17 protein-coding genes and 1 pseudogene are annotated in these 23,217 nt (G+C 59.4%); 9 read left to right on the top strand and 9 right to left on the bottom strand.

The window, feature by feature from the left end; genetic code table 11:
- Nucleotides 1-84: 84 nt before the first annotated feature.
- Complete coding sequence (locus tag VY732_RS09405; RefSeq protein ID WP_331695250.1) at nt 85-1,494, bottom strand: aminotransferase-like domain-containing protein; 1,410 nt, start codon at nt 1,492-1,494, stop codon at nt 85-87.
- 114 nt (nt 1,495-1,608) lie between these two features.
- Between VY732_RS09405 and VY732_RS09400 the strand changes: the two genes are divergently transcribed.
- The gene (locus VY732_RS09400) at nt 1,609-2,514 is read left to right on the top strand and encodes a DMT family transporter (protein ID WP_331695851.1); all 906 of its coding nucleotides are present in this window, start codon (nt 1,609-1,611) and stop codon (nt 2,512-2,514) included.
- On the opposite strand, the gene prpD is transcribed toward VY732_RS09400, so the two are convergent.
- The 6 genes from prpD to VY732_RS09370 all read right to left on the bottom strand — a co-directional run bounded on the left by prpD (nt 2,507) and on the right by VY732_RS09370 (nt 11,350).
- A complete protein-coding gene (prpD, locus tag VY732_RS09395) occupies nt 2,507-3,991 on the bottom strand; it encodes a 2-methylcitrate dehydratase (protein ID WP_331695249.1) in 1,485 nt (494 codons plus the stop codon). The two genes, VY732_RS09400 and prpD, sit on opposite strands and share 8 nt — an antisense overlap.
- A 427-nt stretch (nt 3,992-4,418) precedes the next feature.
- On the bottom strand, nt 4,419-5,609 hold the full coding sequence (prpF, locus tag VY732_RS09390) for a 2-methylaconitate cis-trans isomerase PrpF (protein WP_331695248.1): 1,191 nt from the start codon (nt 5,607-5,609) through the stop codon (nt 4,419-4,421).
- A gap of 54 nt (nt 5,610-5,663) precedes the next feature.
- The gene (gene acnD, locus VY732_RS09385; RefSeq protein WP_150694839.1) at nt 5,664-8,258 is read right to left on the bottom strand and encodes a Fe/S-dependent 2-methylisocitrate dehydratase AcnD; all 2,595 of its coding nucleotides are present in this window, start codon (nt 8,256-8,258) and stop codon (nt 5,664-5,666) included.
- A gap of 202 nt (nt 8,259-8,460) precedes the next feature.
- On the bottom strand, nt 8,461-9,588 hold the full coding sequence (prpC, locus tag VY732_RS09380) for a bifunctional 2-methylcitrate synthase/citrate synthase (RefSeq protein ID WP_212622614.1): 1,128 nt from the start codon (nt 9,586-9,588) through the stop codon (nt 8,461-8,463).
- Nucleotides 9,589-9,737: 149 nt separating this feature from the next.
- Complete coding sequence (prpB, locus tag VY732_RS09375; protein WP_016983750.1) at nt 9,738-10,631, bottom strand: methylisocitrate lyase; 894 nt, start codon at nt 10,629-10,631, stop codon at nt 9,738-9,740.
- On the bottom strand, nt 10,628-11,350 hold the full coding sequence (locus tag VY732_RS09370) for a GntR family transcriptional regulator (RefSeq protein WP_172828118.1): 723 nt from the start codon (nt 11,348-11,350) through the stop codon (nt 10,628-10,630). Before VY732_RS09370 ends, prpB begins: the two co-directional genes overlap by 4 nt.
- Before the next feature lie 419 nt (nt 11,351-11,769).
- Between VY732_RS09370 and rloA the strand changes: the two genes are divergently transcribed.
- From rloA to pabB, 4 genes and pseudogenes are all read left to right on the top strand, one after another.
- Complete coding sequence (gene rloA / locus VY732_RS09365; RefSeq protein WP_016983749.1) at nt 11,770-12,306, top strand: retropepsin-like aspartic peptidase RloA; 537 nt, start codon at nt 11,770-11,772, stop codon at nt 12,304-12,306.
- Between the two features lie 5 nt (nt 12,307-12,311).
- Nucleotides 12,312-13,847 carry an osmotic stress tolerance membrane protein RloB gene (rloB, locus tag VY732_RS09360; protein WP_331695247.1) on the top strand — a complete coding sequence of 512 codons (1,536 nt, stop codon included), beginning with the start codon at nt 12,312-12,314 and terminating at the stop codon, nt 13,845-13,847.
- Complete coding sequence (locus tag VY732_RS09355; RefSeq protein WP_077571819.1) at nt 13,847-14,833, top strand: alpha-L-glutamate ligase-like protein; 987 nt, start codon at nt 13,847-13,849, stop codon at nt 14,831-14,833. The genes rloB and VY732_RS09355 overlap by 1 nt, the downstream gene beginning before the upstream one ends.
- 599 nt (nt 14,834-15,432) lie before the next feature.
- Nucleotides 15,433-16,775 (top strand): annotated as a pseudogene (gene pabB / locus VY732_RS09350) (aminodeoxychorismate synthase component I).
- An 87-nt stretch (nt 16,776-16,862) separates the two neighbouring features.
- Here pabB and thrH read toward each other — a convergent pair.
- Nucleotides 16,863-17,480 (bottom strand): bifunctional phosphoserine phosphatase/homoserine phosphotransferase ThrH, encoded by a 618-nt coding sequence (gene thrH / locus VY732_RS09345; RefSeq protein ID WP_007916444.1) that lies wholly within the window; start codon nt 17,478-17,480, stop codon nt 16,863-16,865.
- Nucleotides 17,481-17,645: 165 nt separating this feature from the next.
- On the opposite strand from thrH, the gene VY732_RS09340 reads away from it, so the two are divergent.
- From VY732_RS09340 to VY732_RS09330, 3 genes are all read left to right on the top strand, one after another.
- Nucleotides 17,646-18,380, top strand: coding sequence for a phosphoadenylyl-sulfate reductase (locus VY732_RS09340; protein WP_077571815.1), 735 nt, complete (start codon nt 17,646-17,648; stop codon nt 18,378-18,380).
- A 576-nt stretch (nt 18,381-18,956) separates the two neighbouring features.
- A complete protein-coding gene (locus VY732_RS09335) occupies nt 18,957-20,495 on the top strand; it encodes an NCS1 family nucleobase:cation symporter-1 (protein ID WP_331695246.1) in 1,539 nt (512 codons plus the stop codon).
- 55 nt (nt 20,496-20,550) lie between these two features.
- Entirely contained in the window at nt 20,551-21,279 is a 729-nt protein-coding gene (locus VY732_RS09330; protein WP_007916448.1) for an aspartate/glutamate racemase family protein, read from the top strand.
- A gap of 120 nt (nt 21,280-21,399) precedes the next feature.
- Here VY732_RS09330 and VY732_RS09325 read toward each other — a convergent pair whose 3' ends face one another.
- Nucleotides 21,400-22,326, bottom strand: coding sequence for a LysR family transcriptional regulator (locus VY732_RS09325; protein WP_331695245.1), 927 nt, complete (start codon nt 22,324-22,326; stop codon nt 21,400-21,402).
- A 127-nt stretch (nt 22,327-22,453) separates the two neighbouring features.
- Between VY732_RS09325 and VY732_RS09320 the strand changes: the two genes are divergently transcribed.
- Nucleotides 22,454-23,200 carry a 3-oxoacyl-ACP reductase family protein gene (locus VY732_RS09320; protein WP_137218804.1) on the top strand — a complete coding sequence of 249 codons (747 nt, stop codon included), beginning with the start codon at nt 22,454-22,456 and terminating at the stop codon, nt 23,198-23,200.
- Nucleotides 23,201-23,217 lie beyond the last annotated feature (17 nt).

Below are 23,217 nucleotides of genomic sequence, written 5' to 3'. Positions count from 1 at the left end.
ACTCCTACAGTTGATCTTCAGCGGGCACAGATCATGTGGACGACAGAGATTCATTGTAGGAGTGAGCCTGCTCGCGATGAACGATTACACGATCTCTGTCAGTGCCCGGCTTAAAGCTTCAAAACCTGCCAGCAACAACCGATCATCCCCCACCGCATTACACACGCTCACCCGAACAAACTGCGGCACCGCTGAGTGCCCGACTGCAAATGCCTCGGCGGTGGCTACCAGATAGTTGTTTTCCTTCAATTCCGCGGCAATCTGCGACGCCCGCCACAACTCAGGCACTTCCACCCAGAAATGCGGGCTGTAAGGGTGAGTCTTGTAATTCAAACCCTGCAGAACAGGCGCCACCAACGCTTTGCGCCGAGCGATCTCGCTGATCTGTTCGTCCAGCAAACGCTCGGCCATGCCGCTTTCAATCCACAGACTCGCGACTTCCATCGATAACGGATTGGCCATCCAGCAGGTGGCGCGGATTGCAGCACTCAAACGGCCGATCAACGGCTGCGGAGCGTGCAGGTAACCGACGCGCAATCCGGCGGAAACAGCCTTGCTCAGACTGCCAATCAACACCGAACGCTCCGGCGCGAAAAAACTGAGCGGCAACGGGCGCTGACGGTCCAGCACGGCGTGGGCTTCGTCTTCGATAATCAGCAAATTGTGCTGGCGACAGAGCTCGGCAATCGCCTCGCGCCGCGAGATCGACATCACGGCGGCTGTAGGATTCTGGATCGTCGGCGTGCAATACACTGCCGACACTCGGTGCTGACGGCAGATGTCCTCCAGTGCCGACGGCAACAGTCCTTCGTCATCCATCGCTGCGCCGACAAGTTTTATCCCAAGCTGGCGTGCGACGCCGATCAATCCCGGGTAGGACAAATGCTCGGTGACCACTGTGTCGCCGGCCTTGAGCAAACCCATCAACGCGCACAACAAACCATGCTGACCGCCGTTGACGCACAACACCTGATCGGCGTGCGGCACGAACGCTTCGTGCTGCAACCAGACCGCCCCGGCCAATCGGTGCCGTGCCAGCCCCGCTTCGGCGGTGTACCCGGTCAACTGCTGTAACACCCGCGGATCGCTGGCCAGCTCCTGCAGACTCTGGCTCATGAACGCCGCTTCCTGTGCGGGAATCGGCTGATTGCGGCTCATGTCGAAACAGCCTGACGGCTCATCGCTGACATTGCGAAAGCCTTTGTCCTGCGGCCGCTCCATCCCGCGCTGACACACATAGGTGCCATCTCCTACGCGAGCCACCACTAATCCGACACGCTCAAGTTCACCGTAGGCACGGCTGATGGTGCCGATGGTCACGCCCAGGCTGTCGGCCAGCAATCGGTGCGGCGGCAACTTGCATCCCGCATCGATCACCCCTTCGTCGATGGCCTGTGCGACCGCATCGGCCAGGCGTTTGTATTTCACGCCGACGCCATTGGCGAGGCCGTCGCGGAGGATTGACACCATGGCAATACTTACTTTGACAGTCATTCTCGCCCCGAATAGCGTGCTAGAAACAGGTTCAATCAGAAATAGACCGTTTCCGCGACCAGGTCAATTCCACCGTTCGGAGCACACCACATGTCGACCACCGTCAGCACACCGATGAATATCAGCAACCCCTGGCTCGCCGGATTGCTCACCAGCACGCTGTTTTTGATCGTCTGTCTGAGCTGGGGCACGACGTGGCTGGGGATCAAGATCGCGGTGGAAAGCGTGCCGCCGCTGACCGCCGCCGGGCTGCGTTTTCTGATTGCCTTTCCGCTGTTCCTGACCTTCGCGCTGTTGCGCAAGGAACCGCTGCTGTTCCCACGGCAAAGTCGCTGGTTTTTTGTGTTCGTCACACTGTCGTATTTCAGCCTGCCCTACTACCTGCTCAACTACGGCGAGATGCACGTGTCATCGGGCCTGACCGCCCTGCTGTTCAGTTGCATGCCGGTGTTTATCCTGTTGTTTTCCGCACTGTTTCTGCGCGAGAGAATCTACCCGTCGCAAATGCTCGGCATCGCCATCGGTTTTGGCAGTCTGTTCATGATTATTCGCAGTCAGAGTCTGCACTTGGATCAGGCCGAATGGCTGGGGGTGCTGGCGATTCTGTGTGCAGCGGTGATGCATGCGCTGTGCTACGTGGTGACGAAAAAACACGGCAGCGCGATCAGCGTGATTACCTACAACACCCTGCCGATCGGCATTGCCGGGGCGATGTTATTTATTGTCGGCTTGAGTGTTGAAGCGCCGGTGTTTGCGCAAGTGACAGCACGCTCGTGGGGCGCCCTGTTCTATCTCGGGCTGGTGGCCTCGGTCGGCGGATTCATCGTTTACTTTCTGCTGCTTAAACGCCTGAGCCCGATCATCCTGTCGTTCGTGTTTATCATTTTCCCGGTGTTCGCCGTGATCATCGGCGCCTGGTACGAGGGGCAAGCCCTGTCCCGGGAGCTGATGATCTATTCGGCGATTTTGTTGAGTGGTTTTGCGATCACCAAATTGCCTGTGGAAAAGTGGTTCAGATAACGAACATATCCACAAAGCGGTTGACTGCCGTCGATTCAAGCAGCGCCTGATCCTTGCACAACGTGAAGATCTCGCCGCTGCGCTGACCGGTGAAACGCGTAGCCAGATTGGCCTTGAACTTGTCCTCCAGCAATGGAATACCCTCGGCACGGCGCCGGCGATGACCGATCGGGTACTCCACGACAACGTTTTCAGTGCTGCTGCCGTCCTTGAAAAACACCTGCACGGCGTTGGCGATCGAGCGCTTGTCAGGCTCCAGGTATTCGCGGGTGAAACGCGGTTCTTCGACGATCACCATTTTTTCGCGCAACACATCAATGACCGGATGCGCCTTGTGGAAATCGTCTTCGTATTGTTCGGCGACCAGATTGCCGAACGCCAGCGGCACGGCGGTCATGTACTGAATGCAGTGGTCGCGGTCGGCGGCGTTGGCCAGCGGCCCGACCTTGGAAATGATGCGAATCGCCGATTCGTGGGTGGTGATGACGATCTTGTCGATCTCATGCAGACGATTGCGCACCTGCGGGTGCAAGGTCACCGCCGCTTCGCAGGCGGTTTGCGCGTGGAACTCGGCGGGAAAGCTGATTTTGAACAGCACGTTTTCCATCACGTAACTGCCGAAGGGGCGCGACAAACTGAAGGCGCGCTTGCCTTCGGGTTTCAATGCCAGATCGCTGTTGGTGTGACTGAACAGAACGTCATAAAAGCCCCACTGCTTCGCAGTCAGCACCCCGGGGATGCCCATCTCGCCGCGCATGGCGATGTCGGCCAGACGCACACCACGACTCGTCGCATCCCCCGCTGCCCAGGATTTTCGCGAACCGGCGTTCGGCGCATGACGATAAGTGCGCAGGGCCTGACCGTCGGCGAACGCGTGGGACAACGCCGACAACAGTTGCTCGCGATTGGCACCCATGAGTTTGGCGGTGACGGCGGTTGAAGCAACTTTCACCAGAATGACGTGATCGAGTCCTACACGATTGAAGGAGTTTTCCAGGGCAATCACGCCTTGAATTTCGTGGGTCATGATCATCGCTTCCAGCACATCGCGAATGGTCAGCGGCGCTTCAACATTGGCCAGACGCTTCTGCGAGAGGTGATCGGCCACCGCAAGAATGCCGCCGAGGTTGTCCGATGGATGGCCCCACTCGGCGGCGAGCCAGGTGTCGTTGTAGTCGAGCCAGCGGACGATGCAGCCGATGTCCCACGCGGCTTTCACCGGGTCGAGGCGATAGCTGGTGCCGGGGACCCGCGCACCGTAAGGAACCAGCGTCCCTTCGACGATCGGGCCGAGATGCTTGGTGCATTCCGGGAAGCGCAGCGCCAGCAGGCCGCAGCCCAGCGTGTCCATCAGGCAGTTGCGGGCGGTGTCGAGGGCTTCGGCAGAGGGGGCTTTGAAGGTGAGAACGTAATCGGCGATGTCCTGCAGGACACGGTCGTAGTCGGGGCGGTTGTTCAGGTCGACGTTGGCGCTCATTGCGGTTCTCCTGTGCGGGAATGATGAGTGGTGCGGTCTTCCTCAGGGCTTGGCGGGTTTGTTCTGGTTGATTGCAGGTCTGGGGTGCCTGCTTGTTTTGGGTTTCTTCAGTGGGTGGGCCCCTCACCCTAGCCCTCTCCCGAGGGAGAGGGAACCGATTGGGGGATGCTGTAGAGGTTCACCGACCTGAGCGATCTGCGCTGAATCCGTAATCGATCAGATCAATGTACAACCCCAGACACCTCGGTCGACCAGCTGAAGCCATAATCGACTCGATCTTTCAGGTCGATGTACAACCCCAGACACCTCAGCCGGCCGTGGAAATCCATAATCGACTCGATCTTTCAGGTCGATGTACAACCCCAGACACCTCGGTCGGCCCCTCTCCCTCCGGGAGAGGGCTGGGGTGAGGGTGAAAAATCTCAAATCAGAAAGAATCGCCCGGGATGCGCACGTAGCCTTCCATAAGGACACGCGCACTGCGGCTCATGATCGCTTTTTTGACGATCCACTCGCCGTTTTCCAGACTGGCTTCAGCGCCAACGCGCAACGTCCCGGACGGATGCCCGAAACGCACGGCATTGCGTTCAACGCCACCCGCCGCAAGGTTCACCAACGTGCCGGAAATCGCTGCAGCAGTACCAATCGCCACCGCCGCCGTACCCATCATCGCGTGGTGCAACTTGCCCATCGACAACGCCCGCACCAGCAAATCCACGTCACCAGCGCCAACCACTTTGCCACTCGAAGCGACGTAATCCGCAGGCTTGGCGACGAATGCGACTTTCGGCGTGTGCTGCCGCTTGGCCGCTTCGTCCAGATTGGCAATCAGGCCCATGCGCAACGCGCCATAAGCGCGAATCGTCTCGAACATCTGCAGCGCTTGCGTATCGCTGTTGATCGCGCCTTGAAGTTCGGTGCCGGTGTAACCAATGTCTGCGGCATTGACGAAAATCGTCGGGATGCCGGCGTTGATCATGGTCGCCTTGAACGTGCCAACGCCCGGCACTTCCAGCTCATCGATCAGGTTGCCGGTAGGAAACATCGAACCACCGCCGCCCTCTTCTTCCGCCGCCGGGTCCATGAATTCGACTTGCACTTCAGCGGCGGGAAAGGTCACGCCGTCGAGTTCGAAATCACCGGTTTCCTGCACTTCGCCGTTGGTGATTGGCACGTGGGCAATAATCGTTTTGCCGATGTTGGCCTGCCACACGCGCACTACCGCAACACCGTTGTGCGGAATGCGGCTGGGGTCGACCAGACCGTTGTTGATGGCAAACGAACCGACCGCAGCCGAGAGGTTGCCGCAGTTGCCGCTCCAGTCCACGAACGGCTTGTCGATCGAGACCTGACCGAACAGATAATCGACGTCGTGATCAGCCTTGGTGCTTTTCGACAGGATCACGGTTTTGCTGGTGCTTGAAGTCGCGCCGCCCATGCCGTCGATCTGCTTGTCGTACGGGTCGGGGCTGCCGATCACACGCAGCAATAAAGCGTCGCGAGCCGGACCGGGAATCTGCGCCGTTTCGGGCAGATCCTTGAGGCTGAAGAACACACCTTTGCTGGTGCCGCCGCGCATGTAGGTCGCAGGAATTTTGATTTGTGCTGCGTGAGCCATGGTGCTCCTTAACCACAGGCGTGAGACCCAAGCCTCACGCCTGCATCAGTAGATTTAAACGGCAACCGCCGACTCTTCAAGGAAGTCCTGAGCAAAGCGCTGCAACACGCCGCCGGCCTCGTAGATCGACACTTCTTCAGCGGTATCCAGACGGCAGGTCACCGGCACATCAACCCGCTCGCCGTTCTTGCGATGGATCACCAGCGTCAGGTCAGCGCGCGGTTTGCGCTCGCCGATCACGTCATAGGTTTCGCTGCCGTCGATGGCCAGGGTGTGACGGTCAGTGCCCGGCTTGAACTCCAGCGGCAACACGCCCATGCCCACCAGGTTGGTGCGGTGAATGCGCTCAAAACCTTCAGCGGCAATCGCTTCGACGCCGGCCAGACGCACGCCTTTCGCCGCCCAGTCGCGGGACGAACCCTGACCGTAATCGGCGCCGGCAATGATGATCAGCGGTTGTTTGCGTTCCATGTAGGTTTCGATGGCTTCCCACATGCGCATCACTTTGCCTTCCGGCTCGACCCGCGCCAGCGAACCCTGTTTGACCTTGCCGTTTTCCACGACCATTTCATTGAACAGTTTCGGGTTGGCAAACGTTGCGCGTTGCGCGGTCAAGTGGTCGCCACGGTGCGTGGCGTAAGAGTTGAAGTCCTCTTCCGGCAGGCCCATTTTCGCCAGATATTCGCCGGCGGCGCTGTCGAGCATGATCGCGTTGGAGGGCGACAGGTGATCGGTGGTGATGTTGTCCGGCAGCACCGCCAACGGGCGCATGCCCTTCAGCGGACGCGCGCCGGCCAGCGCGCCTTCCCAGTACGGCGGACGGCGGATGTAGGTGCTCATCTCGCGCCAGTCGTAAAGCGGCGTGACTTTCGGGCCGGTGTCTTCGTGGACGGCGAACATCGGAATGTAGACCTGACGGAACTGCTCAGGCTTGACCGAAGACTTCACCACGGCGTCGATTTCTTCATCGCTCGGCCAGATGTCTTTGAGGCGAATTTCCTTGCCGTCGACCACGCCCAACACATCTTTTTCGATGTCGAAACGGATGGTCCCGGCGATGGCGTACGCGACCACCAGCGGCGGCGAAGCGAGGAATGCCTGCTTGGCGTACGGGTGGATGCGGCCGTCGAAGTTGCGGTTGCCGGAGAGTACGGCAGTCGCATACAGATCGCGGTCGATGATCTCTTGCTGAATCAGCGGATCGAGTGCGCCGGACATGCCGTTGCAGGTGGTGCAAGCGAAGGCGACGACGCCGAAACCGAGTTGCTCCAGTTCAGTGGTCAGCCCCGCTTCGTCGAGGTACAGCGCGACGGTTTTCGAACCCGGTGCCAGCGAGGATTTCACCCAAGGTTTGCGGGTCAGGCCGAGCTTGTTGGCATTGCGTGCGAGCAGGCCGGCAGCAATGACGTTGCGCGGGTTGCTGGTGTTGGTGCAACTGGTGATGGCAGCGATGATCACCGCGCCGTCGGGCATTTGCCCCGGCACGTCATCCCATTGGCCGGAGATGCCTTTGGCCGCCAGATCCGACACTGCAACGCGAGCATGCGGGTTGCTCGGGCCGGCCATGTTGCGCACTACCGAGGACAGATCGAAAGTCAGACCGCGCTCGTATTGCGCGCCTTTCAGGCTGTCAGCCCACAGGCCGGTGAGCTTGGCGTACTGCTCGACCAATTGCACTTGCTGGTCTTCGCGGCCAGTGAGTTTCAGGTAATCGATGGTCTGCTGATCGATGTAAAACATCGCTGCGGTGGCGCCGTACTCCGGGGCCATGTTGGAGATGGTCGCGCGGTCGCCGAGGGTCAGCGCCGCGGCGCCTTCGCCGAAGAATTCCAGCCACGCGCCGACGACTTTCTGTTTGCGCAGGTATTCGGTCAGCGCCAGCACCATGTCGGTGGCGGTGATGCCCGGTTGCAGCTTGCCAGTCAGTTCGACGCCGACGCTTTCCGGCAGGCGCATCCACGACGCGCGACCGAGCATCACGCTCTCGGCTTCGAGACCGCCGACACCAATGGCAATCACGCCCAGCGCATCGACGTGCGGGGTGTGGCTGTCAGTGCCGACGCAAGTGTCGGGGAACGCGACGCCCTCACGCACCTGAATCACCGGCGACATTTTCTCCAGGTTGATCTGGTGCATGATGCCGTTGCCCGGCGGGATCACATCAACGTTCTTGAAAGCCTTTTTGGTCCAGTTGATGAAGTGGAAACGGTCTTCATTGCGACGGTCTTCGATGGCGCGGTTTTTCTCGAACGCCTGCTTGTCGAAACCGCCCGCCTCCACCGCCAGCGAGTGGTCAACGATCAATTGCGTCGGCACCACCGGATTGACCTGCGCCGGGTCGCCACCCTGCAAGGCGATCGCGTCACGCAGGCCGGCGAGGTCGACCAGCGCGGTCTGGCCAAGAATGTCGTGGCAGACCACACGCGCCGGGAACCACGGGAAGTCGAGGTCGCGTTTGCGTTCGATCAGTTGCTTGAGGGAATCGGTGAGCGTGGCCGGATCACAGCGACGCACGAGGTTTTCCGCCAGCACGCGAGAGGTGTACGGCAGGGTGTCGTAACTGCCGGGTTGAATCGCCTCGACCGCCGCACGGGCGTCGAAATAATCCAGAGGGCTGCCGGGCAGGGTTTTGCGGAATTCTGTGTTCATCGGGTCAGGACTCGGGTCACGGTAGTTTCAAAGGGTGGGCAGACGCCAGACTCAAGATTCACACCGTCCCTTGTAGGAGTGAGCCTGCTCGCGATAGCGGTAGATCAGTCGACATTGATGGTGAATGTCAGTCCGTCATCGCGAGCAGGCGAAGGCCTACAGGGGTTAGCGGTGATCTTGCTCTCCGGGTCAGCCCACCATTTCAGCGACGTTCGATTGGCACGAACTTGCGCTGTTCGACGCCGACGTACTCGGCGCTTGGACGGATGATGCGGTTGTTGGCGCGCTGTTCGAACACATGCGCAGCCCAGCCGGTCAGGCGCGAGCAGACGAAGATCGGCGTGAACAGCTTGGTCGGAATGCCCATGAAGTGGTAAGCCGAGGCATGGTAGAAATCAGCGTTGGGGAAGAGTTTTTTCTGCTCCCACATAGTCTTGTCGATGGCTTCCGAAACCGGAAACAACACCTTGTCTCCGACTTCATCCGCGAGTTTTTTCGACCAGCCCTTGATCACCTCATTGCGCGGATCGCTGTCCTTATAGATCGCGTGGCCGAAACCCATGATCTTGTCCTTGCGCTCGAGCATGCCGAGGGTGCCTTTGATCGCGTCTTCCGGCGACGCGAAACGCTCGATCATTTCCATCGCCGCTTCGTTGGCACCGCCGTGCAACGGGCCGCGCAGCGAACCGATGGCTGCGGTTACGCAGGAATACAGATCGGACAGCGTCGATGCACAAACACGGGCGGTGAAGGTCGAGGCGTTGAATTCGTGCTCGGCATAAAGGATCAGCGAGACGTTCATGACTTTGACGTGCAGTTCGCTCGGCTTCTTGTCGTGCAGCAGGTGCAGGAAGTGGCCACCGATGGTTGGCTCGTCGCTGACGCAATTGATGCGCTTGCCATCGTGGCTGAAGCGATACCAGTAGCACATGATCGCCGGGAACGCGGCGAGCAAACGGTCAGTCTTGTCGCGCTGCTCGGAGAAGTCTTTCTCCGGCTCGATATTGCCGAGGAACGAGCAACCGGTGCGCATCACGTCCATCGGGTGGGCGTCGGCGGGGATGCGTTCGAGCACTTCTTTCAGCGCTTGCGGCAGGTCGCGCAGCTTGCTCAGTTTGCCTTGGTATTCGTCGAGTTGTGCCTGGGTCGGTAGCTCGCCGTAGAGCAGCAGGTAGGCGACTTCTTCAAATTGTGCATCGGCTGCCAGTTCGCGCACGTCGTAGCCGCGATAGGTCAGCCCGGCACCAGCCTGGCCCACGGTGGACAGCGCGGTTTGCCCGGCAACCTGGCCACGGAGCCCGGCGCCACTGAGTACTTTTGCTTCGGCCATTGTGTTCTCCAATCTTTTTGAATTTGTATGGGGAAACTTGTGGGAGCGAGCCTGCTCGCGAAGGTGCCTGGAACACCTCGATGCATCAGGGACACCGCGTTATCGTTGGCGTCCTTCGCGAGCAGGCTCGCTCCCACAGAGGGTCTTGTTCAGCCTTTCTTTTGTGCAAACAACGCATCGAGCTTCTGCTCGAAGGTGTGGTAATCGATGCGATCGTAAAGCTCCATGCGAGTCTGCATGGTGTCGATGACATTCTGCTGCGTGCCATCGCGGCGGATCGCCGTGTAGACGTTTTCCGCCGCCTTGTTCATCGCGCGGAATGCCGACAGCGGATAGAGCACCAGCGACACGTCGGCGCCGGCCAGTTGCTCGGTGGTGTACAGCGGCGTCGCGCCGAACTCGGTGATGTTGGCGAGGATCGGCGCTTTCACGCGATTGGCGAACAGCTTGTACATCTCCAGCTCAGTGATCGCTTCCGGGAAAATCATGTCAGCGCCAGCCTCGATGCACGCCGCTGCGCGATCGAGTGCCGATTCCAGACCTTCCACCGCCAACGCATCGGTGCGGGCCATGATCACGAAGCTGTCATCGGTGCGGGCATCAACGGCGGCTTTGATGCGGTCGACCATTTCCTGCTGGCTGACGATCTCTTTATTAGGACGGTGGCCGCAGCGCTTGGCGCCGACCTGATCCTCGATGTGAATCGCCGCCGCGCCGAACTTGATCATCGATTTGACCGTGCGCGCGACGTTGAACGCCGACGAGCCAAAACCGGTGTCGACGTCGACCAGCAGCGGCAGATCGCAAACATCGGTGATGCGGCGTACGTCGGTCAGCACGTCATCCAGACCGGTGATGCCCAGATCCGGCACGCCGAGCGAGCCTGCGGCCACCCCACCACCGGACAGGTAGATCGCCTTGAAACCGGCGCGTTTGGCCAGCAGCGCGTGGTTGGCGTTGATCGCGCCGACCACCTGCAATGGGTGCTCGCTGGCGACCGCATCGCGGAAACGCTGGCCTGGAGTGCTGTGCTTGGAACTCATGACTCACCTCGTTCAGTGGCTGTCTTATTGTGGGCGCCGTCCTGGTAGTGACGGGCGATGTTGCGTTTCGAGGCGCCGATGTGACGGCGCATCAACAATTCCGCGAGCTCGCCGTCACGGTCGGCGATGGCATCGAGAATCCGGTGGTGTTCGGCAAAAGCCTGACGCGGACGGTTCGGCGTGGTCGAGAACTGGATGCGGTACATGCGCACCAATTGATACAGCTCGCCGCAGAGCATCTGCGTCAGCGTGCGGTTGCCGCTGCCCTGGATGATCCGGTAGTGAAAGTCGAAATCGCCTTCTTGCTGGTAGTAGCCGACACCAGCCTGAAACGCCGCGTCGCGCTCGTGGGTTTCCAGCACCCGGCGCAGTTCGTCGATTTCTTCAACGCTCATGCGTTCCGCCGCCAGACGGCAGGCCATGCCTTCGAGGGATTCGCGAATTTCGTAGAGTTCAAGCAATTCGGCATGGCTGAGTGAGACCACCCGCGCGCCGACGTGCGGTACGCGCACCAGCAGGCGCTGACCTTCCAGACGATGGATGGCCTCACGCAACGGCCCCCGGCTGATGCCGTAGGTGCGCGCCAGCTCCGGTTCGGAGATCTTGCTGCCCGGGGCGATCTCGCCTTTGACGATGGCTGCCTGAATGCGCCGGAAGACGTTTTCCGAAAGCGTCTCGGAATCGTCGCCACTGATAACCGGGGGATCGAGTTGATCCAGCATGATTGTCGACACCTTTAAATCCAATGCGGCAAAAACTAGCCAATTCACCCGCATCAGTCAAAGGATAAATAGGTATTGTCGACAATCGTCTAATAACCGTAGGCAATCTTCCATTGGTCGATTAACCCTGTGGGAGCGAGCCTGCTCGCGAAAGCGTAGTGTCAGTCAGCATCTGCTTGAGATGACGCACCGCCTTCGTCGGAACGCCGCCCGGAGCAGGCTCGCTCCCACAGGGAATCCCAAGGGTTATAGACCGGCCCCGGCGCTGGCGCCATAAAACCACCGTGCTAGAATGCCGCCCGCATTTGCTGGCCATTTGTACGGCTTGTCATATAAAGCTGCCAGGCACACGAAGGGCCTTGCGCAAGTTTTGCCAAGGACCTGAACCGAAAACGGAACGCTGCGCACCAGGATTTATGAGACTCAAGCCTTTTCCCACATTCTTTGCCCTGTTTTGCCTGCCCGGCCTCGCCGCCGCGGGGGAAAAAACCGTGTACGGCCTCAACGAATACGCTTCGCTTGACGGCATCAATCTCGAAGTCGCAGCCAAACTCGACACCGGGGCGAAAACCGCCTCGCTGAGCGCCCGCGACATCAAACGCTTTAAACGCAACGGTGAATCCTGGGTACGTTTCTACCTGGCGATCGATGCCGCGCATTCGCACCCGATCGAACGGCCGCTGGCCCGGGTCAGCAAGATCAAGCGCCGTGCCGGCGACTACGACCCGGAAGAAGGCAAGAAGTACACCGCCCGTCCGGTGATCGAGCTGGATATCTGCATGGGATCGGCGATGCGCAGCATCGAAGTGAACCTGACCGACCGAAGTGCGTTCCAATACCCGCTTTTGATTGGCTCCGAAGCGCTGAAACGCTTCGATGCGCTGGTCGATCCAAGCCTTAAATACGCTGCCGGCAAACCCGCCTGCACCATCGCCGCTCATACCGCCGAGTAATTTCCATGCGTTCTCTAACCTTCCACCTGAAAATCCTGATCACCATTCTGGTGCTGCTGGGCGTTTCGGTTACGGCCTATCAGATTTTCGTGCTCGGCATCCCGGTGACCGAAGATGCGACCGACGACTTGTGGAACATCGACGCCAAGGTCGAGTTCGTCGCCAGCACCAAGGATCCGGTGAAGATCCAGATGTTCGTGCCACCGTTGAGCCGCGACTACGTCAGTCTCAACGAGAGCTTTATCTCCAATAACTACGGGGTCGCCGTCAACCGCGTCGACGGCAACCGCAAGGTCACCTGGTCGGCGCGCCGGGCCAAGGGCAACCAGACGCTTTATTACCGTTTGGTGCTGACCAAACGTTACACCGCGGAAAAATCCAAGATCAAAGGCCCGACCTTCCGCGACAGCATCGCTATCGAAGGCCCGGAGAAAATCGCCGCCGAAGCCCTGCTCGCGCCGATCCGCCAGCACTCCGCCGACGTCGAAACGTTTATTGGCGAGGCGATCAAACGCGTCAACAACCTTAACGATGACAACGTGAAACTGCTGCTGGCCGGCGATCCGTCGACGCCGCACAAAGCCAAAATCGTTGAACTGCTGCTGTCCATCGCCCACGTGCCGGTGGAAAAAGTCCACACCATCCGTCTCGTCGCCGATCAGCCACAAATGCCTGAACTGTGGCTGCGCAGCTTCAACGGCAACGACTGGCTGTACTTCAACCCGGAAACCGGCGAGCAAGGCCTGCCGACCGACCGCCTGCTGTGGTGGACCGGCGATGAAAACCTGATCACCGTCGATGGCGGCAAAAAAGCCAACGTGACCTTCAGCCTGAACAACAGCGAGATGAACGCGATTCGTCTGGCCAAGCTGACCGACGAAAACACCGACGCCAACTTCCTCGAATACTCGCTGTACGGCTTGCCGCTGCAGACCCAGCAAACCTTCATGATCATGGTGATGATCCCGATTGGCGTGCTGGTGATTCTGATCCTGCGCAACCTGATCGGCCTGCAGACCCTCGGCACGTTCACCCCGGTACTGATCGCCCTCGCCTTCCGCGAAACGCAGCTGGGTTTCGGCATTCTGCTGTTTACCGTGATTACCGCGCTGGGGCTTTCGCTACGTTCGTATCTGGAACACCTGAAGCTGCAAATGCTGCCGCGACTCTCGGTGGTGTTGACCTTTGTCGTAGTGCTGATCGCGGCGATCAGTCTGTTCAGTCATAAGCTCGGTCTGGAGCGCGGCTTGTCCGTGGCGCTGTTCCCGATGGTGATTCTGACCATGACCATCGAACGCCTGTCGATCACCTGGGAAGAACGCGGTGCCAGCCATGCGCTGAAAGTCGCCATCGGCACGCTGTTCGCCGCTTCTTTGGCGCACCTGATCATGACCGTGCCTGAGCTGGTGTACTTCGTGTTCACCTTCCCGGCGATCCTGCTGATTCTGGTCGGTTTCATGCTGGCGATGGGTCGCTATCGCGGCTACCGCCTGACCGAACTGGTGCGTTTCAAGGCTTTCCTGAAGAAGGCTGACGCCTGATGTTCGGTTTCTGGAAGACCTGGAAGGCGCTGGAGGCGCGCGGCATCATGGGCATCAATCGGCGTAACGCCGACTATGTGCTCAAGTACAACAAGCGCAGCCTGTACCCGATCGTCGATGACAAGATCATCACCAAGGAACGCGCGATCGAGGCCGGCATTCACGTGCCGGAGCTGTATGGCGTGATCTCCACCGAGAAGGAAATCGACAAGCTCGACGAGATCATCGGCGGGCGCAGCGACTTCGTGATCAAACCGGCGCAGGGCGCTGGCGGCGACGGCATCATTGTCATCGCCGACCGTTTCGAAGGTCGCTATCGCACGGTGTCGGGCAAGATCCTTGCCCACGAAGAGCTTGAGCATCACATCTCGAGCATTCTCACTGGCCTGTATTCGCTGGGCGGCCACCGCGACCGGGCGCTGATCGAATACCGGGTGACCCCGGATCAGATCTTCAAAAGCATCAGCTACGAAGGCGTGCCGGACATCCGCATCATCGTCTTGATGGGTTATCCGGTGATGGCGATGTTGCGTTTGCCGACCCGGCAGTCCGGCGGCAAGGCCAACCTGCACCAGGGCGCGATTGGCGTCGGTGTCGATCTGGCGACCGGTTTGACGTTGCGTGGCACCTGGCTGAACAACATCATCACCAAACACCCCGACACCACCAACGCGGTGGACGGCGTGCAACTGCCCTACTGGGACGGTTTCATGAAACTCGCGGCGGGCTGCTATGAGCTGTGCGGGCTGGGCTATATCGGTGTTGATATGGTGCTCGATCAGGAGAAGGGTCCGCTGATTCTCGAGCTGAATGCGCGGCCGGGGCTGAATATTCAGATTGCCAATGACTGTGGGCTGACGTTGCGTACGCATGCGGTGGAAGCGCGGCTGGAAGAGCTGAAGGCGCGTGGGGTGACGGAGACGGTTGAAGAGCGGGTGGCGTTTACTCAGGAAATGTTTGGGCATATTCCTGCGGTCGAAGGCTAATAGCTCTAGAGCTGAAAAGCTAAAAAGCCCCTCACCCTAGCCCTCTCCCAGAGGGAGAGGGGACTGACCGAGGTGGATGTGGGAAGTACGCCGACCTGAACGTCTTGAGTCGAACTCAGGTCTTGAAAGCATGAAGATCGGCGCCCTTTCCCCCCTCACCAGCTTGAGATATCCAGCCGAACTCGAATCTTGAAAAGCATGAAGATCGGCTCCCTTCCCCCTCACCAGCTTGAGATATCCAGCCAAACTCGGATCTTGAAAAGCATGAAGATCTGCTCCCTTTCCCCCTCGCCCCCTTGAGATATCCAGCCAAACTCGGATCTTGAAAATCATGAAGATCTGCTCCCTTTCCCCCTCGCCCCCTTGAGATATCCAGCCAAACTCGGATCTTGAAAATCATGAAGATCTGCTCCCTTTCCCCCTCGCCCCCTTGAGATATCCAGCCAAACTCGGATCTTGAAAATCATGAAGATCTGCTCCCTTTCCCCCTCGCCCCCTTGGGGGAGAGGGTTGGGGTGAGGGGGAGGCTTTTGACTTTGATCTGGCATCGGAGAGGACTACAATCCCCTCCCCGCCTCCACGGCCGATCTGCCCCGCCCATGTTGACCTGTTCCGTACACCCGCTGCCCTACCGCGCCAATCCCGCCGACTACTTCGCGGCCATTCGCAATGCCCCCGGCGCCGTGCTGCTCGACAGTGGCCGCCCGAGCGCTGACCGTGGCCGTTATGACCTGCTCAGCGCCTGGCCGCTGGAACAACTGGCGGTGTTGCCTGACGAAAGCGGCAATCATTTCCTGCAACGTCTGCGTGACAATCTGAATCGCCTCGGTGAGGCTGATTTGCCAGCGGGTTTCGAGCTGCCCTTCGCTGGCGGTTTGATCGGTTACCTGAGCTACGACTTCGGTCGGCACCTGGAAAACCTGCCAAGTCAGGCGCTAGATGACCTGCAATTGCCGGATGCCCGGTTTGGCCTGTACGCCTGGGCGCTGATCAGCGATCACCAGACCGGCACCAGCCAACTGGTCTTTCATCCGTCCGTGATCGAAAGCGAGCAACAACGGCTAATTGCGCTGTTCACCCAGACTCAAGTTGAAGCGTTGGTACCCTTCCAACTGACCGCCCCGATGGCCGCAGATCTCTCGGCCGACACTTACCGTCAGGCGTTCGAACGCATCCAGCACTACATCCAGGCCGGCGACTGCTATCAGGTCAACTTCGCCCAACGCTTCCGCGCTTCGTGCCAGGGTGACCCATGGCTGGCTTACTGCAAATTGCGCGAAGCCTGCCCGACACCGTTCTCCGGTTTCCAGAGCCTACCCGACGGCGGCGCGGTGGTGAGCCTGTCGCCGGAGCGCTTCGTCAAAGTCAGCGAACGCCAAGTGGAAACCCGGCCGATCAAAGGCACCCGCCCGCGTGGCCTGACACCCGCCGAAGATGCCGCCAACGCCGCCGAACTGCTGGGCAGTCCCAAGGATCGCGCGGAAAACCTGATGATCGTCGACCTGCTGCGCAACGACCTCGGCCGCACCTGTCGCATCGGCTCGGTACGAGTGCCCGAGCTGTTCAGCCTGGAAAGCTATCCGAACGTGCATCACCTGGTCAGCAGCGTCACCGGTGAATTGGCCGATGATCGCGACGCACTGGATCTGATTGCCGGCAGTTTCCCCGGCGGCTCGATCACCGGCGCGCCGAAGATTCGCGCGATGCAGATCATTGATGAGCTGGAACCGACCCGGCGCGGCCTGTATTGCGGGTCATTACTGTATCTGGACGTGCGCGGCGAGATGGACAGCTCCATCGCGATTCGCAGTCTGTTGGTCAAGGATGGGCAAGTGTGCTGCTGGGGGGGGGCGGGATTGTTGCCGATTCGGACTGGCAGGCGGAGTATCAGGAGTCGATCACCAAAGTGAAGATCCTGCTCGAAACCCTGCAGAACCTTTAAAAGCTATCGCGAGCAGGCTCACTCCTACATTTGGAATGCGTTCCCCTGTAGGAGTGAGCCTGCTCGCGATGGCGTCTTTCCAGACGACTACAAACTCAAATCCCGATTCGAGGCTTTGAGGAATTCCTGCTTCAGCTCGGCAAACGTATGCACCGCCGGAAACTGCGGAAACTCGCGAATCACATTCTCCGGCGCATGGAACAGAATCCCCGCATCCGCCTCGCCCAGCATCGTCGTGTCGTTATACGAATCCCCCGCCGCAATCACCCGGTAATACAGGCTCTTGAACGCCAGCACCGACTGACGTTTGGGATCTTTCTGACGCAGCTGATAGCTGGTCACCCGCCCGGTCTCGTCAGTAATCAGACGATGGCAAAGCAACGTCGGAAAGCCCAACTGACGCATCAACGGCTGCGAAAACTCATAAAACGTGTCCGACAGAATCACCACCTGAAAGCGCTCGCGCAGCCAGTTGACGAACTCCACCGCGCCATCCAGCGGCTTCAACGTGGCGATCACTTCCTGAATGTCCGATAGCTTCAAGCCGTGCTCGTCGAGGATGCGCAGACGCTGCTTCATCAGCACGTCGTAATCGGGAATGTCCCGGGTGGTGGCCTTGAGGGATTCGATTCCGGTTTTTTCGGCGAAGGCGATCCAGATTTCCGGCACCAACACCCCTTCAAGATCCAGGCAAGCAATTTCCACAAGACACTCCCGTTTGTATTGATTATTTGAGTCGAGCGAGGCCGAACTCTAGCGACTCACATGCAGACGCGCAACGCACAGCACGCCCCCGAGCCGTGCAGCTTTTTGTTACCATCAGCGCCATATAGAGCGCCCAGCGCCACCGACCTGTAGGAAGCCGCCCTGATGAGTGCAACGTTCGACGTCGTGGAACTCGCCACGACCTATGCCAATAAATCCGCCCAGGACATTCTCAAACTCGCATTTGCCGAGTTCGGCGATGATCTGTGGATATCTTTCAGCGGCGCCGAGGATGTGGTGCTGGTGGACATGGCCTGGAAGCTCAACAAGAACGTCAAGGTGTTCAGCCTCGACACCGGCCGCCTGCACCCGGAGACCTACCGCTTCATCGATCAGGTGCGCGAGCACTACAAGATCGACATCGAACTGGTGTCGCCGGACTACACGAAACTGGAACCGTTCGTGAAGGAAAAAGGCCTGTTCAGTTTCTACAAGGACGGCCACGGCGAATGCTGCGGGATCCGCAAGATCGAACCGCTGCGTCGCAAGCTGTCCAGCGTCAAAGCCTGGGCCACCGGCCAGCGCCGCGACCAGAGTCCGGGCACTCGCAGTGCCGTGGCGGTGATGGAAATCGATACAGCGTTCTCCACTCCTGAGCGCACCCTGTACAAGTTCAACCCGCTGGCGCAGATGACCAGCGAAGAGATCTGGGGTTACATCCGCATGCTCGAACTGCCGTACAACAGCCTGCATGAACGCGGCTTTATCAGTATCGGCTGCGAACCGTGCACCCGCCCTGTCTTGCCGAATCAGCACGAGCGCGAGGGGCGTTGGTGGTGGGAAGAAGCGACGCAGAAAGAATGCGGGCTGCATGCCGGGAATATCATCAGCAAGGCGTAACTCCCTGCCGCGCTGATTTCCCCCCTGTAGGAGTGAGCCTGCTCGCGATAGCGGTGTCTCAGTCGATGAATCTTTTGGCTGATACACCGCTATCGCGAGCAGGCTCACTCCTACAAAGGTCACTAGCGACTCAATAAATGTGTACACAGTAATGTCACCATCGGTGCCATTTATGTGTGCACTTTTTACTTTCAGCGCCCTGAAAAGTTACATCCCTGCCAAAAACCCCTCGCCTCCGCCCGCCAACAAAATCCCCCGCCAAAAATAAATACCTGTTCAACCGGTCAATTTTTAACCAATTATTTTCAGACACTTAGCGCTCATCGATAACTTTTCGAAATGAGCACGGCTGCGCATAGATCAACGACTGGCACAGATCTGGCTTAGGTGCATACATGTTTTGTATACAAAACCGCAAAACATAAACACTTTCGATCCGCAAGCCTGAAGCGCCCTATCCCGTACAGGCTGCAGATGCCCCGTAACCAGTGATGTTCGCTGGCCGCGACGAAGATATGTCGAGCCTGAACGCTCATGCACAGTCATCGCGGCCCTGCACATCAGGAGCCTGCCGGAATGCGTACAAGTCTCTCCAATAACATCGCGCTGAATCTGCCCGCCTCTGCCCTCGACCAACCGTTACCCGATGACGGTCTGACCGAGCCGTTACAACTGAGCCCGCGCCTGCACAACAGCGATCTCGCGCCGACCAAGGCCGAAGGTCGACGCTGGGGCAAATACAGCATCTTCGCCCTGTGGACGAACGACGTGCACAACATCGCCAACTACTCCTTCGCCATCGGCCTCTACGCCCTAGGCCTGGGTGGCTGGCAGATTCTGTTGTCATTGGGGATCGGCGCGGCGCTGGTGTACTTCTTCATGAACCTGTCCGGCTACATGGGACAGAAAACCGGCGTGCCGTTTCCGGTGATCAGCCGGATCAGTTTCGGCATCCACGGCGCGCAAATTCCTGCACTGATCCGGGCGGTTATCGCCATTGCCTGGTTCGGCATTCAGACGTACCTGGCCTCGGTGGTATTCCGCGTGTTGCTCACGGCGGTGCATCCTGGCTTCGCCGAATACGACCACAACTCGATTCTTGGCCTGTCGACGCTGGGTTGGGTGTGTTTCGTGGCGATCTGGTTCGTGCAACTGGCGATCCTTGCCTACGGCATGGAAATGGTCCGTCGTTATGAAGCCTTCGCCGGGCCGGTGATTTTGCTGACGGTTGCGGCACTCGCTGGGTGGATGTACTTCCAGGCCAACGCGACCATTGCCTGGTCGACTCGCGAGCCGCTGACCGGTGGCGAGATGTGGCGCAACATCTTTGCCGGCGGCGCGTTGTGGCTGGCGATCTACGGCACGTTGATTCTGAATTTCTGCGACTTCGCCCGCTCCTCGCCGTGCCGCAAGACCATCAAGGTAGGAAACTTCTGGGGTTTGCCGGTGAATATTCTGGTGTTCGCCGCGATCACCGTCCTGCTCTGCGGTGCGCAATTTCAGATCAATGGCCGGATCATCGAGAGCCCGACCGAGATCATTGCCTCGATTCCCAACACCTTTTTCCTGGTGCTCGGTTGCCTGGCATTCCTGATCGTCACCGTTGCGGTGAACATCATGGCCAACTTCGTCGCCCCGGCCTTCGTGTTGAGCAACCTGGCGCCGAAGTACCTGACCTTCCGCCGCGCCGGACTGATCAGCGCGACCATTGCCGTGTTGATCCTGCCGTGGAATCTCTACAACAGCCCGCTGGTGATCGTGTATTTCCTGTCCGGCCTCGGCGCCCTGCTCGGCCCGTTGTACGGGGTGATCATGGTCGACTACTGGCTGATCCGCAAAGGCCGGATCAACGTCCCGCAGCTCTACAGCGAAGATCCCAACGGCGCTTATTACTACAGCCACGGGGTCAATTTCCGTGCGGTGGCGGCGTTTATTCCTGCGGCGCTGATCGCCATCGTCCTGGCCTTGGTTCCCGGTTTCCACAGCGTCTCGCCGTTCTCCTGGCTGATCGGTGCCGGCATCGCCGGAATGCTCTATCTGATCATCGCCAAACGCCAGCCGCACTACGCCGACATCAGCGGCGAATCGATCGCTGTCGACAACGTCTGCCATTAACTTCCTCGCGGCCCGGATTTCGGGCCGCCGAACTGCCCGCTATAAGGATTTCCCCATGCGTATTCTCGTGGTCAACGTCAACACCACCGAATCCATCACCGAGGCCATCGCCCGTTCGGCGCAGGCTGTCGCTTCACCCGGAACCGAAATCGTCGGTTTGACGCCATATTTCGGCGCCGATTCGATTGAAGGCAACTTCGAAAGCTATCTGGCCGCCATTGCGGTGATGGATCGAGTGATGTCCTACGATCAGCCGTTCGACGCAGTCATTCAGGCCGGTTACGGCGAACACGGCCGTGAAGGTTTGCAGGAACTACTCAACGTGCCGGTGGTGGACATCACCGATGCGGCAGCGAGTACGGCGATGTTTCTCGGCCATGCCTATTCGGTGGTGACGACGCTGGATCGAACCGTACCGCTGATCGAGGATCGGCTGAAACTGTCAGGTTTGTGGGATCGTTGCGCTTCGGTGCGGGCCAGTGGGCTGGCCGTTCTGGAGCTGGAGCACGAACCGCAGCGTGCGCTGGAAGCGATCGTGCATCAGGCGGAGTTGGCGGTGACGCAGGACAAAGCCGAGGTGATCTGCCTGGGTTGCGGCGGCATGGCCGGGCTGGATGAACAGATTCGTCGACGCACTGGCGTGCCGGTGGTGGACGGGGTGACGGCGGCGGTGACGATTGCGGAATCGCTGGTGCGATTGCGCTTGTCGACGTCGAAAGTGCGGACGTATGCGACACCGCGGCCGAAGAACATTATTGGTTGGCCGGGGCGGTTTGCCCGCTGAGGTGATCAGCGAAAACCGAGTCGACCCATTCGCGAGCAAGCTCGCTCCCACAAGGGAAACGCATTCCAAATGTGGGAGCGAGCCTGCTCGCGAAGGCCACAACTCGGTATCAAGCCGAGCTCAAATTGCACTGAACCTCCGCGCCACCCCCCGCTCCGCAAACTGCTCAATCACATAATCGACAAACGCCCGCGTCTTGCCCGGCAACAACTTATGTTCGGCGTAATAGATCGAGATATTGCCATCATCAACAAACCAGTCCGGCAACACCCGCTGCAATGTCCCGGCCTGCAGATAGCCCACCGCAAACGGCATACTCACCAGCGCGATTCCCAAGCCTTGTGCTGCTGTCCTGCAAGCCGCCTCGGAATCACTCATGGTCATTCGCGCCTTGAGCATCAACGGCTGACAGTTCTGTGGATTACGTCCGGTCAATTGCCAGGAACGCACGCGTCCGGTTTGCGGCGAGCGGATCAGAATACCGTCGTGGTGGCTGAGGTCGTCCGGCTCGATGATCTCGGGATTGGCCTGTAAATAATCTGTGGACGCAACCAATATCCGGTGCGCCGGGCTCAACTTGCGTGCGATCACGCCTTGCGGCAGTTCGAAGCCGCCGCCGATAGCCGCATCGAAGCCCTGCCCGATCAGATCGACCTGTCGATTATCGAAATGCCAGTCCGGATTGATCGCGGGATATCGTCGTAGAAACTCACCGAGCATCGGCACGACATGCAGACAGCCGAATGCTGCGCCCATGCTGACTTTCAGCGTCCCCGCCGGACGCCCTTCGACACTGGACAGATTGGCCACGGCATTTTGAATCGTCGTCAGACTACCGCTGACTTGATCCAGAAACAGTTGCCCGGCCTCAGTCAATGTCAGGCTGCGTGTACTACGCTGGAACAGCCGCACACCGAGCCGCACCTCGAGTTTGGCCACGCTTTTGCCGACTGCCGCCGGGGTCAGACTCAAGCGTCGCGCGGCCTCGGCAAAGCTGCCGACTTCGGCGCTGCGCACAAAGCATTCAATGCTGCTGAAGGTTTCCATGATCGCCACTATAAACTTCCGGTTTACACAGACTATAGCAATCATGGTCTACACAGTTGTCGATACCACGCCGATACTCGCCACCAATACCAAGGCATTCCCGCCTTGAACACTCTGGAGATCGAACATGACCACTCAACACCTCAGCGGTAAAGTCGCTCTGATTCAAGGCGGTTCCCGTGGTATCGGCGCAGCCATCGTCAAACGCCTGGCCGCTGAAGGCGCTGCAGTAGCCTTCACTTACGTCAGCTCCGCCGCGAAAGCCGAAGAGTTACAGAACAGCATCACCACCAACGGCGGCAAAGCCCTGGCGATCAAGGCAGACAGCGCCGATGCCGCCGCCATTCGCCACGCCGTCAGCGCCACCGTCGAAGCCTTTGGCCGCGTCGATATTCTGGTCAACAACGCTGGCGTGCTGGCCGTCGCACCACTGGAAGATTTCAAACTCGAAGACTTCGACCAGACCGTAGCGATCAACATTCGCAGCGTCTTCATCGCCTCGCAGGAAGCCGCCAAACACATGGGCGAAGGTTCGCGCATCATCAACATCGGCAGCACCAACGCTGACCGCATGCCCTTCGCCGGCGGCGGTGTGTATGCGATGAGCAAATCGGCGCTGGTCGGCTTGACCAAAGGTCTGGCCCGCGACCTTGGCCCACGCGGCATCACCGTCAACAACGTGCAACCTGGCCCGGTCGACACCGACATGAACCCGGCGCACGGTGATTTCGCTGAAAGCCTGATCCCGCTGATGGCTGTGGGTCGTTACGGTAAAGCCGAAGAAATCGCCAGCTTCGTCGCCTATCTGGCAGGCCCGGAAGCCGGTTACATCACCGGTGCCAGCCTGACCATCGACGGTGGTTTCGGCGCCTGATTTATCTGAGTCGACTG

The organism is Pseudomonas sp. ZY71, from assembly GCF_036542145.1.
Taxonomy (GTDB): Bacteria; Pseudomonadota; Gammaproteobacteria; order Pseudomonadales; family Pseudomonadaceae; genus Aquipseudomonas; species Aquipseudomonas koreensis_A.
Note: the sequence above shows the minus strand (reverse complement) of the source record. Positions and strands in the feature narration are given on the sequence as shown.

Excerpts from the sequence above, each read along its gene's own strand:
- VY732_RS09400 (WP_331695851.1), top strand. The coding sequence starts at position 1,609 with ATGAATATCAGCAACCCCTGGCTCGCCGGATTGCTCACCAGCACGCTG.
- VY732_RS09355 (WP_077571819.1), top strand. The coding sequence starts at position 13,847 with ATGTTCGGTTTCTGGAAGACCTGGAAGGCGCTGGAGGCGCGCGGCATC.
- prpB (WP_016983750.1), bottom strand. The coding sequence starts at position 10,631 with ATGAGTTCCAAGCACAGCACTCCAGGCCAGCGTTTCCGCGATGCGGTC.
- prpC (WP_212622614.1), bottom strand. The coding sequence starts at position 9,588 with ATGGCCGAAGCAAAAGTACTCAGTGGCGCCGGGCTCCGTGGCCAGGTT.
- rloB (WP_331695247.1), top strand. The coding sequence starts at position 12,312 with ATGCGTTCTCTAACCTTCCACCTGAAAATCCTGATCACCATTCTGGTG.
- rloA (WP_016983749.1), top strand. The coding sequence starts at position 11,770 with ATGAGACTCAAGCCTTTTCCCACATTCTTTGCCCTGTTTTGCCTGCCC.
- prpF (WP_331695248.1), bottom strand. The coding sequence starts at position 5,609 with ATGGCTCACGCAGCACAAATCAAAATTCCTGCGACCTACATGCGCGGC.
- VY732_RS09320 (WP_137218804.1), top strand. The coding sequence starts at position 22,454 with ATGACCACTCAACACCTCAGCGGTAAAGTCGCTCTGATTCAAGGCGGT.
- acnD (WP_150694839.1), bottom strand. The coding sequence starts at position 8,258 with ATGAACACAGAATTCCGCAAAACCCTGCCCGGCAGCCCTCTGGATTAT.
- prpD (WP_331695249.1), bottom strand. The coding sequence starts at position 3,991 with ATGAGCGCCAACGTCGACCTGAACAACCGCCCCGACTACGACCGTGTC.
- VY732_RS09335 (WP_331695246.1), top strand. The coding sequence starts at position 18,957 with ATGCGTACAAGTCTCTCCAATAACATCGCGCTGAATCTGCCCGCCTCT.
- VY732_RS09330 (WP_007916448.1), top strand. The coding sequence starts at position 20,551 with ATGCGTATTCTCGTGGTCAACGTCAACACCACCGAATCCATCACCGAG.
- VY732_RS09340 (WP_077571815.1), top strand. The coding sequence starts at position 17,646 with ATGAGTGCAACGTTCGACGTCGTGGAACTCGCCACGACCTATGCCAAT.
- VY732_RS09325 (WP_331695245.1), bottom strand. The coding sequence starts at position 22,326 with ATGGAAACCTTCAGCAGCATTGAATGCTTTGTGCGCAGCGCCGAAGTC.
- VY732_RS09405 (WP_331695250.1), bottom strand. The coding sequence starts at position 1,494 with ATGACTGTCAAAGTAAGTATTGCCATGGTGTCAATCCTCCGCGACGGC.